10 protein-coding genes are annotated in these 10,596 nt (G+C 66.8%); 6 read left to right on the forward strand and 4 right to left on the reverse strand.

Going from position 1 to position 10,596, the window contains the following annotated elements; translation table 11 throughout:
• The first annotated feature begins 84 nt into the window (after positions 1-84).
• A complete protein-coding gene (locus tag CWS39_RS24855; RefSeq protein WP_102145566.1) occupies positions 85-1,515 on the forward strand; it encodes a coniferyl aldehyde dehydrogenase in 1,431 nt (476 codons plus the stop codon).
• Here CWS39_RS24855 and CWS39_RS24860 read toward each other — a convergent pair.
• From CWS39_RS24860 to CWS39_RS24875, 4 genes are read right to left on the reverse strand one after another with little or no spacing between them, the layout of a single operon-like run.
• Positions 1,499-3,157, reverse strand: coding sequence for an acyl-CoA synthetase (locus CWS39_RS24860; protein WP_102145554.1), 1,659 nt, complete (start codon positions 3,155-3,157; stop codon positions 1,499-1,501). The genes CWS39_RS24855 and CWS39_RS24860 overlap by 17 nt on opposite strands.
• Before the next feature lie 8 nt (positions 3,158-3,165).
• Positions 3,166-3,792: a PaaI family thioesterase gene (locus tag CWS39_RS24865; RefSeq protein WP_102145555.1), complete on the reverse strand. Its 627-nt coding sequence runs from the start codon at positions 3,790-3,792 to the stop codon at positions 3,166-3,168.
• Positions 3,777-4,391, reverse strand: coding sequence for a cysteine hydrolase family protein (locus CWS39_RS24870; RefSeq protein WP_102145556.1), 615 nt, complete (start codon positions 4,389-4,391; stop codon positions 3,777-3,779). Before CWS39_RS24870 ends, CWS39_RS24865 begins: the two co-directional genes overlap by 16 nt.
• Entirely contained in the window at positions 4,388-5,386 is a 999-nt protein-coding gene (locus CWS39_RS24875) for an aromatic ring-hydroxylating oxygenase subunit alpha (RefSeq protein WP_102145557.1), read from the reverse strand. Before CWS39_RS24875 ends, CWS39_RS24870 begins: the two co-directional genes overlap by 4 nt.
• Positions 5,387-5,460: 74 nt before the next feature.
• Here CWS39_RS24875 and CWS39_RS24880 point away from each other — a divergent pair, with 74 nt between their 5' ends.
• From CWS39_RS24880 to CWS39_RS24900, 5 genes are read left to right on the forward strand one after another with little or no spacing between them, the layout of a single operon-like run.
• On the forward strand, positions 5,461-6,483 hold the full coding sequence (locus CWS39_RS24880) for an NAD-dependent epimerase/dehydratase family protein (RefSeq protein WP_233213677.1): 1,023 nt from the start codon (positions 5,461-5,463) through the stop codon (positions 6,481-6,483).
• Positions 6,480-8,090, forward strand: coding sequence for a flavin-containing monooxygenase (locus CWS39_RS24885; RefSeq protein WP_102145559.1), 1,611 nt, complete (start codon positions 6,480-6,482; stop codon positions 8,088-8,090). The genes CWS39_RS24880 and CWS39_RS24885 overlap by 4 nt, the downstream gene beginning before the upstream one ends.
• Entirely contained in the window at positions 8,087-9,160 is a 1,074-nt protein-coding gene (locus CWS39_RS24890) for an alpha/beta hydrolase (RefSeq protein WP_102145560.1), read from the forward strand. Before CWS39_RS24885 ends, CWS39_RS24890 begins: the two co-directional genes overlap by 4 nt.
• Positions 9,157-9,531: a nuclear transport factor 2 family protein gene (locus CWS39_RS24895; RefSeq protein ID WP_102145561.1), complete on the forward strand. Its 375-nt coding sequence runs from the start codon at positions 9,157-9,159 to the stop codon at positions 9,529-9,531. The genes CWS39_RS24890 and CWS39_RS24895 overlap by 4 nt, the downstream gene beginning before the upstream one ends.
• Complete coding sequence (locus CWS39_RS24900) at positions 9,522-10,559, forward strand: TIGR03857 family LLM class F420-dependent oxidoreductase (RefSeq protein ID WP_102145562.1); 1,038 nt, start codon at positions 9,522-9,524, stop codon at positions 10,557-10,559. The genes CWS39_RS24895 and CWS39_RS24900 overlap by 10 nt, the downstream gene beginning before the upstream one ends.
• The last annotated feature ends 37 nt before the right edge of the window (positions 10,560-10,596 follow it).

Consider the following 10,596-nt stretch of genomic DNA (forward strand, 5'->3'; position numbering starts at 1 on the left):
CAATACGTTAGCCTGGCCGCGGGGCATCACACGACGTGAAGGCGGCAAGAGATGGGTGCGACGGACGCGCTGACGATGCGCGCGATGCTCGACCGGCAGCGGCGATCGTTCCTCGCCGAGGGGCCGCCGGACGCCGCGGTGCGACGCAACCGCATCGACCGCCTGCTGGCCATGGTCCTGGACAACACCGACGACTTCGTCGAAGCCACCGCCACCGACTACGGGTCGCGATCGAAATCGGCTGCATTGTTTGCCGAAATCTTCGGGATGGTCTCGACGATCGAGCACACGAGATCCCATGTCGCCCGGTGGATGCGGCCGACGAAACTCATGCGTGGCGCGCGGATGTTCGGGTTGAGGGCGCAAGTCGAGCAGTCGCCCCTCGGCGTCGTGGGAATTATCGGACCGTGGAACTTCCCCGTCCAGCTCACGGTCGTGCCCGCGTCGGCGGCCTTCGCCGCCGGCAACCGGGTGATGATCAAGATGTCGGAGATCACCGCGCACACAGCGGAATTGATGAAGGCGACCGCGCCTAAGTACTTCGACGACGACGAGCTCGCGATCGTGACCGGTGGCCCCGAGGTGGCGGCCGCCTTCTCGTCGCTGCCGTTCGACCACCTGTTCTTCACCGGCTCGCCCTCCGTCGGCGCGCTGGTGCAGCGAGCGGCATCGCAGAATCTGGTTCCGGTCACACTGGAGCTGGGCGGGAAGAACCCGGTGGTGGTGGCGCCCGACGCCGACGTCCGTCGTGCCGCAACGCGAATTGCGCAGGCGCGCATGGTCAACGGCGGGCAGGTGTGCGTCTGCCCGGACTACGTCTTCGTTCCCGAAGACCGCGTCGACACGTTCGTCGACGTCGCGCAGGCCACTCTGCGCACGATATTTCCCACCATCGTCGACAACCCCGACTACTGCGCGTCGGTCAACCGAGCCAATTTCGAACGGGTGGTCGGGCTGATTGACGAGGCGCGCGAGCGCGGTGCCCGCGTCGACTCCGTCACACCTGACGGCGAAACCCTGCCCGATCCCGCCACCCGCAAGATTCCACCCACCATCGTGCGCGATGCCGACGACCGGATGCGCATCGCCGAGGAAGAAGTGTTCGGCCCGGTGCTGATGGTCAAGGGCTACTCGCGGCTGGCGGACACCATCGACTACATCAACGCCCGTCCAGCACCGCTGGTGGCCTACTGGTACGGCTCAGACAACGACGATTTCCGGCACTTTGTCCGCCACACCCGCAGCGGCGGTGTCGCGCGCAATGACTTTGCCGCACAGATGATTCCGTCTGAGGCGCCGTTCGGCGGCGTGGGCCGCAGCGGGATGGGCGCCTATCACGGCAAGGCCGGTTTCGACACGTTCAGCCACCAACGCACGGTGGTCGGCAGCGATTTGCCGTTTTCCATCACGGGTATGGCCGCGCTACCGTTCAGCACGTCGATGTGGCTCACGTCGAGCCTGGCGTTGGCCTGGGCGCGCCGCCGAAACCGCCGCCGTCTCAGGAAGACTCGCTGATCGCCTGCTCGCGGGCCCACCGGTAGTCGGCCTTACCGGCCGGGCTGCGCTCGATCACCGGCCGGAACACGACGGCCTTCGGAAGTTTGTAGCGGGCAAGCGAACCCGCGGCGTGGTCGATCAACTCCTGAGCATCGACGCTCGCCCCTTCGGCCAGGGCCACGATCGCGACGACCTCTTGCCCCCACTGCTCACTGGGCCTGCCCGAGACCACCACGTCGGCCACCGCGGGATGGGACGCGATCGCCGTCTCCACCTCCTCGGCGAAGATCTTCTCGCCGCCGGAGTTGATGGTCACCGAATCGCGACCGAGCAATTCGATGGAGCCGTCGGCCAGGTGACGCGCCCGATCGCCCGGCACCGAGTACCGGACCCCGTCGATCACCGGGAAGGTTGCCGCGGTCTTGACCGCGTCGCCCTTGTAACCCAAAGGCACGTAACCGCGTTGCGCCAGCCAGCCGATGCCGTCGTGGCCCGGTTCCAGGATCGCGCTGAGGTCCTCGGCCGCGACGAATGTGTCGGGGCCTGCGGTGAACTTGCCCGTCGCCACCGCACCCGACGCCGACATGTGCGTCATCTGCGCGCCGGTCTCCGACGATCCGACGCCGTCGACGACGATGAGGCCGGGCTTGGCCTCGATCAGCCGTTGTTTCGCGGTCGGCGTCAGCAGCGCCCCGCCGTTGGCCACCACCGCCAGCGACGACAGGTCGGCGCTGGTGCGTGCGAACGCGTCGGCGAGCGGCCGTGCCATCGCGTCGCCGACGACGGTCACCGCCATCACGTTTTCCCGCTCGATCGTGCGGACCACCTCGTCCGCGTCGAAGGTGTTGGTGACCGAGGAGAACACCACCGACTGGCCCGTCGTCATCGCCGTCATCACCGCCCACTGGGCGGCGCCGTGCATCAGCGGCGGCAGGATCATCAGGCGGGTCTGCGGTGCGTCTGCGCAGCGCTTGGCGATCTCCTCATACGAGGTGGCCACCTCGCCGGTGTAGAGGCTGCGACCACCGAACGACGTCATGAAGATGTCGTGTTGCCGCCACAGCACACCTTTGGGCATGCCCGTCGTGCCGCCGGTGTAGAGCACATACAGATCATCGGGGGACGGCTCGACCGGGGGCGGCTCGGTGGCGCCCGATCCGACGATCGACTCGTAATCGACTGCGCCGTAGAGCAGGTCGTTGCCGGATTCGTCGGCGATCTGGATAAGCACACGTAGCTGTGGCAGGTCGGGCAGCACTTCGGCGACCCGCGGCGCGAACGTCGCGTGGTAGATCAACGCGGTGGCGCCGGCGTCGGCGAGCAGGTACTGCAACTCGCTTTTGACGTAGCGGTAGTTGACGTTGAATGGCGCGACCCTGGCTCGCCAGGAACCAAGCATCGCCTCGACGTACTCGGGCCCGTTGTAGGCGTAGATGCCCAGCAGGTCCTGGCCCACCTCGTGGCCGGCCAGCGCCGAGCGTTCGGTGTGGCATCGCAGGCCGCGTGAGTGCAGGTATCGAGCGAGGCGGTTGGCGCGCTCGATGATCTGCGCGTAGGTGTAGCGGCGGTCGCCCTGGATGATCAGCTCGCGATCACCGATCACGGCGGCGACGGCATCGGCCGCGGCGGGGACGGTGAATTGTGTTGCGGCGTCGGTCATCGAACCCCTCATGGCTGGTGCGGCAACAGCTTGATCATCAGGCCGTTTGCTTCGGATAGTACGGTGCCGTCGGAGTCGGTCATCGTCGCGGTGACGAAGGCCTTGCGCCCGTCGATTGAATCGATCCGTCCGTGCGCCGTCAACCCCAGATCGGTGGGGGTGATCTTGCGGTAGTCGACGTGCAGGTAGGCGGTTCGGCTGTCCGGCCGGCCGGCGGCAGAAACGATCATGCCGAAGTGCCAGTCGTAGAACAGCGGGATGACGCCGCCGTGTACCGCGCCGTTGCCGCCGACGTGGAACCGGCTGAAATGGCCCTGCATGGTCACCCCGTCGGGACCGGACTCGGTGATCCGCCACGGCGGTATCAGGGGATGGCCGAGCCCAGGCAGGCGTGGCGCGCGCCCGGCGGGTGCCACACCCGCGGGTGCTCTGTGGTCCTCCAGGCGGGCACAGACGTCCTCGAGGAGCTGGGCGCTGTCGTTCCAGGTATCCGCGTCGGGGTCGGTGGACACCGCGACGTCTTGCAGCCGGCGCATCGCGGCCATGAACCGGCCCATCCCTGGCGGCGGGTCAACCGGTGTGACCCTTGCGAATTCACGGATGTCGTCGTCGATCTCGGTCACGAGGGCGCCCATACCTGCAGAAGTTCGTCGGTGGTGGTGATCGTTGCGAGCAGCGACAGCGTGTTGTCGATGATCGCCTCGCCGTACGCGGTGGGGATGCCCGCGACGGCATCGCGCGGCAGGACGACGTGATAGCCGGCGTTGACGGCGTCCATCACCAGATTCGGAATCGCCACGTTCAGCGAGACGCCGAGCGCGACGATCGTCGACACACCCAGATTGCGCAGGATCGCGTCAAGGTCGGTGCCGCCCATCGGGCCCAGGCCGTGCCAGCGGTGCAACACCAGATCCGTTGACTCCGGTCCGAATTCGGGCAGCAGCGTCGCACCGGGTGACCCGGGCGCGATGTCGACACCACCGATCGCGAACAGCTTGGCATTGTGGTTCGAGCCGAGCCCGTCGGGTCGTCGCTGCACCAGGCAGTGCACCACGGCCACGTCGGCGCCGCGCGCCACCGGCAGCAGCCGCTCGATGTTCGGCAGCGCGACGCGGCGGGCTTCCTTCGCCAGCATGGCCAGGCCCGTGTCCGGACCGACCACGGCGCCCTGCAATTCCTGGGTGACGATCGCGGTGCGGCCGGGCGCGACGAGCTCGGCAAGGTCGCTGCTCATACCGAAGCGGGCACCTCATAGAACTGGGTGGCCCACTTCCGCATCGCCATATAGGGTTTCGCGTCGACCTTGGCCAGCGGTGGACGCTCGACGTATTTCTGGTAGCGCCAGATGTCGAGGTCTTCCCAGACGGTGCCGAGGAACTGCTTCTCGACTTGGCGGCGCACCTGCTCGGGCGGCACGTCGGAGGTCTCACCGGGCAGCTTCGGCCACCAGATCGAATAGAACATGTTGGAGCACTCGTCGTCGACCGGGGTGCAGGCGAATATCAGCCGATGGTTGCTCGAGCCTTCGAACGCGCTCATCGCGAAGCCGAGCCCGGAGAAATGGCTGTGGATCCGCAGCGCCATCTTGTTCGGATCGTCGCTGCGGGCGTCGGGCCAGCCGGTGAGAAATCGCCACTCCTCGTTGACCGCTTCCCATTCCAGGCAGACCGGCGTCACGGTGGCGCCGTGCACATAGTGGAAATGTGAGCTGTCGGGCCCGTTCTCCGCGACGATCTGCGGATGCACCGGCTCGTTCTCGGCGCGCCGGGAGAACTCCGGGTAGGGCCGGTAGTACGCCGAGGCGTCGGTTTCGAACTGCGGGAATTTTCTGAAGATGTCGGGCAGCTCCCACTGCGGCTCCTTGCCGTCGGGGTGATGCCAGACGAACACGCAGTCGTACTGCTCCTTGACCGGGTAGACGCGCAGCGTCAGGGCGCGGTTGGGCCGGTCGGGCTGGTAGGGGATGTAGCGGTTGGTGCCGTCTGGTCCCCAGCGCCAGCCGTGGAACGGGCACTCGACGCAGTCGCCCACCACCTTGCCGCCGTGGCCGATGTGCGCGCCGAGGTGCTTGCAGTGCGCCTCCATGATGTGCAGTTCGCCGGACTCGTCGCGGTAGGCCACGAGGTCGTCGCCGAAGTAGTGCAGGGGCCGCACCTCGCCGACCGGAAACTCCGGCGACCAGCCGATCATGAACCAACCGGTGACCTTCCATGTGAACGGAACCTTCACGCCCCACCGCCCTCCTGATGTCCTTCGGCTGGGAATCCAAGACGTACTGTAACAGTTACAGTAACATCGCTCGGATGTCGTCTAACGGAGTTCGAAGGGCGCTCGTGATGGGCGCGAGCGGCAATGTCGGTGCGGCGGTCACCCGGCGACTAGTGGCACGGGGCGACGACGTCCGGGTGCTGCTGCGCAGGAGCAGCTCGACCAAGGGCATCGACGGCCTCGACGTCGAGCGGCGCTACGGCGACATCCGCGACGCCGCCGCGGTGACCGACGCGATGGCCGACCGCGACGTCGTGTACTACTGCGTCGTCGACACCCGGGCTCACCTGCACGATCCGGCGCCGCTGTTCGCGACCAACGTCGAGGCGCTGCGCGGGGTGCTCGATATCGCATTGCGGGCGGATCTGCGGCGGTTCGTGTTCCTCAGCACCATCGGGACCATCGCCGTCGGCGCCGGCGGTGAGACCGTCGACGAGGACACCCCGTTCAACTGGGAGGGCAAAGGCGGGCCGTACATCGAGTCCCGTCGGCAGGCCGAGAATCTGGTGTTGTCCTACGCCCGCGAGCGTGGACTGCCTGCGGTGGCGATGTGCGTATCCAATCCGTACGGCCCGCCCGACTGGCAGCCGAGGCAGGGCGCACTGGTCGAGCTGGCCGCACTCGGCAAGATGCCGTGCTACGTGCGGGGTATCGGCGCCGAAGTGGTCGGCATCGACGACGCCGCCGAGGCGATGCTGCTGGCCGCCGAACGGGGACGCAACGGTGAGCGCTACATCGTGTCCGAGCGCTATATGACGCAACGCGAGATGTTCGAGATCGCGGCCGACGCCGCCGGAGTCCGCCCGCCGCGGTTCGGTGTCCCGATGGCGTTGGTCTACGCGATCGGATCTCTCGCAGGAGCCGCCAATCGCCTGTTCGGCCGCGACTTTCCGATCAACATCGCCTCGGCGCGCCTGATGGCGCTGACGTCGCCGGCCGATCACGGCAAGGCGACCCGCGAACTGGGTTGGCAGCCAAGCCCGACGGCCGAGTCGATACGGGCCGCGGCGCGTTGCTACGTCGAGCGCCACCGCGCCAAGGAGGTTGCCGCGACGTGACGCGGGTGGAGGCGATCGTCATCGGTGCGGGCTTCTCCGGGCTGTACGCCTTGCATCGGCTGCGGGAACTGGGCGTGGCCGCGCTGGTGTTGGAGAAGGCCGAAAACGTCGGCGGTACCTGGCTTTTCAACCGCTATCCCGGCGCACGATGCGATATCGAGAGCATCGAGTATTCGTACAGCTTCTCCGACGAGATCCAGCAGGAATGGGTGTGGACGGAATCCATGCCGGCGCAACCCGAGATCGAGGCCTATCTGAACTTCGTCGCCGACCGGCTCGATCTGCGCCGCGACATCCGGTTCAACACTGAGGTCGTCGCGATGACCTTCGACGAGGACGCCGCCGAATGGGAGGTCCAGACCGCGGCGGGGGAGCGGTTCACCGCGGCTTTCGTGGTCGCGGCGTCGGGCATTCTGTCGGTACCGCTGCAACCGGACTTCCCCGGTATGGACACCTTTACCGGGGCATCGCTGTTCACGAGCCGCTGGCCGAAGGAGGGCGTTGATCTGGCTGAGCGGCGTGTCGGCGTGATCGGCACGGGTTCCACCGGCGTGCAGCTGATTCCGGTGGTGGCCCGAGATGCGGCTCACCTGTACGTGTTTCAGCGGTCCGCGGCGTACACGCTGCCGTGGGAGGTGCGGGCGCTCGAGCCGGGCGAGCTGGACGAGATGAAGGCCCGCTACGACGAGATCCGGGCCGCCCAGCGCGCACACCCCGTCGGCGCGGCGCGGCTGAGCGCCTTCTCGGTGATGCTCGACATGCTCTCCAAGCCGCCATTGAAGACGGCGACGCGGGAGGAGCAGCTGCGCGCGATCGAAGAGAACGGCGTTGTGGGAGCGCTCAGTTGGGGCGATGTGTTCTTCGACATCGAGGCCAATCAGATGGCGGCCAAGCTGTACGGGGAGGCGGTGGCGCGCATCGTCAAGGATCCCGAAACGGCTGCGGCGTTGACGCCGTCGCACCCCTTCGGGTGTAAGCGCCCGATCATCGACCAGGGCTATTACCAGACGTTCAACCGCGACAACGTCACGCTGGTCGACCTGCGCAAGGGCGCGATCCGCTCGGTGACACCGGGTGGGATCGATACCGAGCAAGGACATTTCGACCTCGACGTCATCATCTATGCCACCGGCTTCGACGCGATGACGGGCGCGCTCACCCGCATCGACATCCGCGGCCGGGACGGCTTTTCGCTGCGCGACTTCTGGGCTTCTGACGGCCCCTACACGTATCTTGGCCTGGCCGTGGCCGGCCTACCGAACCTGTTCATCGTGCAGGCGCCGGGAAGCCCGTCGGCGGCAACCAATTTCGTCGCCGCACTCGAGCAGCATGTGGAGTGGATCGGCGATTGCATCGGCTATCTGCGCGCTCACGGCTACCGCACGATCGAAGCCCTGCCGGATGCGCAGCGCGAGTGGATCGAGCACACCACCGCGCTCGTCGCGCCGACGGTACTCGTGCACCCGTCGTGCAATTCCTGGTACAACGGCGGCAACGTGCCCGGAAAGAAGCGGATGTACATGGGCTACACGGCAGGCATTCCGGAATACCGGCGCCGCTGCGATGAGATCGCCGCCGCCGGCTACACCGGGTTCAAGCTGGCATGAATCCGGCCGAACGCGCGTGGCGGATCGCCACGGATCTCGCCGGCGTGCTGCCCCGGGCGCTAGCGGCGTCCCCCGGCGGTCTTCGCCAGTTGGGGGAAGTCGCGCTCGATGAGCTGGCGCTGACGGGCATGACGCTGACCGCCCCGCCGCCGAAGCTGGAGCGGTCGGTGGAGTCCTGCGCTTTGGCGGCCCAGGAGCTCTCGGGCCTCGGTGTCGCCGGTGCGCATGCCGAACCTAAACCGTTGCAGGTGAAGTCTGTTCGTCGTCGACGCATCGGCCGGCTGGCGTACGAACAGGTGACGTTCGAGCATGATCCGTTGTTGCCGTCGTCGTTGGCCGGGTTCGGCGGGCCCGCTACTGCGGCGGTGCATCTGTGCCGTGCCGTGGATGAGCGGCGGCCGTGGCTGGTGTGGGTGCATGGCGCCGGTCAGGGCCAGCCGCTGGATCTGCTCTTCTCGCGTGCGCGACGCCTACAGAGCGAGCTGGGGTTCAACATTGCGCTGCCGGTGCAGCCGGGCCACGGCATTCGTCGTAACTCGTGGCCGCCTTATCCGAATATGGACCCGCTCAACAACATCGCCGGCATGATGCGTGCGATTTCGGAGGTGCGTGCCGTAGTGAGGTGGCTGCGACCGCAGTCGAGCGCCATCGCGATCTCGGGGGTGTCGATGGGCAGTCCGGTCGCGGCGCTGGTCTCGCACCTGGAAACCGTTGACGCGGTGGCGGTGTACACGCCGATCGTCGGACTGAACGGAATGATCGCGCACCACCTCGGTCGGTGGGGACCGTCGGTGCAGCCGGTCAGCGATCTATTGGGCTCGGCGGCAGTGGCGGCGCTCAATTCGGCGGTCGACCATCTCTCCGTCGATCCCACGCCGCCGCCGTCCCGTCGGCTCATCGTGGGAGCGGCATACGACCGGATGGCGTTGCGCGAACCCGCGCTGGCGTTGCACGAGCATTGGGGCGGGCACCTGTACTGGCACGACGGAGGTCATGCCGGGCATCTGTTCTCGCGACGGGTGCAGGCCGAATCGGAGAAGTTTCTCCGCGGCGTGGGAGGTGTCGGATGACCCGCACCGCCCGCGAAGTGGTCGAGCTGTACAACCTGGTGGTGTGGAACAAGCGCGATTTCGCGTTGGCCGATGAGCTGATGGGGGAGTCGGTGGTTCGCCACGACGTGGGTGAGGCGACGACGTTGACGCACGGGCAGGCCGTGCAGCGCATCATCGATTACTGGGACATGTTCGAGAGCATTCGCTTCGACTTGAACCTGGTGGTGGCCGGCGACGACGGCGAACACGTGGCGATCGTGTACGAGTCGCCGATGACGCTCAAAGACGGCACCGAGACGACGATCAGCTGCATGGAGATCTTCCGGGTAGTCGATGGCAGGATCATCGAGGTCTGGAATTGTGGCTACAAACAAGGAGTTTGGGCGTGAGAACACTCGACGAGCTGGGCTACTACCTGCTGGCCGGTGCCGGCGGCGAAGGTCCCGCCACCTTGATGGACGAGGCGCGCCGCGGCGAAGAACTCGGCTTCGGCACCGCGTTCATCTCCGAACGCTGGAACGTCAAGGAGGCCTCATCGCTCGTCGGCGCAGCGTGTGCCGTCACCAGCTGCATGCAAATCGCCACCGCGGCAACCAATCACAACACTCGCCACCCGCTGATCACCGGATCCTGGGCGACGACCATGCACCGGCTGTCGGGCGGGCGGTTCACGCTGGGCATCGGCAGGGGAATCGCCGCGATGTACGGCGCGTTCGGCATCCCGGCGGTGACGACGGCACAGATGGAGGACTTCGCGAACGTCATGCGCCGGCTGTGGCACGGCGAGGTGATCTTCAACCACGACGGGCCGATCGGCAAGTATCAGGTGCTGTTCCTCGATCCCGATTTCGATGAGGACATCCGCTTGGCAATCGTGGCGTTCGGACCGCAGACGCTGGCGTTGGGCGGGCGGGCTTTCGATGATGTCATCCTGCACACGTACTTCACACCGGAAACGTTGCAGCGGTGCGTCAAAACGGTGAAAGAGGCCGCCGAGCAGGCAGGCCGCGACCCCGACAGCGTGCGGGTGTGGTCGTGCTTCGCCACCGTCGGCGATCACCTACCCGAGGAACTGCGGTTGAAGAAGACCGTCGCCCGGCTGGCCACCTACCTGCAGGGCTACGGCGATCTCATGGTCAAGACCAACAACTGGGATCCCGCTGTGCTGGAACGGTTCCGGGCCGATGCCGTGGTGCAGTCGATCGCCGGCGGCATCGACCACAAGGCGACGCCCGAGCAGATCGAACACATCGCGACCCTGATTCCCGATGAGTGGCTGGAGCCGTCGGCCACCGGATCCGCCGAGCAATGTGTGGCCCGCATTCGCAAGGAGTTCGACTACGGGGCCGACGCGGTGATCATGCACGGGGCGACGCCCGACGAGCTCGAGCCGATCGTCGAGGCCTACCGCGCGTGATTTCGGCGTAGCTTCCCTTGTCTTTCGGGGACGCCTC

Origin of the sequence: Mycobacterium hubeiense (assembly GCF_002838065.1) — a bacterium.
GTDB lineage: Bacteria > Actinomycetota > Actinomycetes > Mycobacteriales > Mycobacteriaceae > Mycobacterium > Mycobacterium hubeiense.